Source organism: Meiothermus cerbereus (assembly GCF_051297115.1).
GTDB lineage: Bacteria > Deinococcota > Deinococci > Deinococcales > Thermaceae > Meiothermus > Meiothermus cerbereus_A.
The window spans coordinates 1-514 of sequence record NZ_JBEVAL010000181.1 but is presented as its reverse complement, the minus strand read 5'-3'; the positions used below and the strand labels follow the sequence as shown (position 1 = coordinate 514).

Sequence of the window (514 nt, the reverse complement as noted above, 5' to 3'; positions counted from 1 at the left end):
GCCTCCCCCAGGATGGGAGAGGCCCTATGGCCTAAACCTACCGGTTTCGCCCGGGGCCAAAGCTACCCCTTTGGGTGGGGTGCCCCGGGCCCTTGGGTGTACCGGGGGCCACGTCTTGGCCGGCGCGGCGGCCATAAGCCTGGGCTCCTCCCATCGGCCCAACCTCCTTCTGGAGCATGATTTTGACCATTTCCTGGTTGCGGGCCTTCATCTGGACAGCCTGGGCTTCGGTGATGGCCCCGGCCTTAACCGCCTCGTCGATGGCGGCGTTGCGGATCCCCACCAGCTGGGCTTCCAGCTTGGCTAGATCCACCCCCCGTTCCTGGGCAATTTGGGCCAGGGTCTTACCCGACTGGCGTAGAGCCACAAACTCCTCCAGGGTGATCCCCAGGAGGGTGGGCACCTTATTGTGCATGGCGTCAGCAAGCCCTGCCTTCATCCCTTGTTGCGGCCCCCCCATGCCACCCCTAGGCCCGTAGGCCAACGCCAACCCCAACGCCGCTAGTCCTGCAAG

1 pseudogene is annotated in these 514 nt (G+C 65.4%); it reads right to left on the bottom strand.

What is annotated here, in order from left to right:
* Nucleotides 1–37: 37 nt before the first annotated feature.
* Nucleotides 38–514: pseudogene (locus ABWU19_RS15075) on the bottom strand (hypothetical protein); the annotation flags it as partial.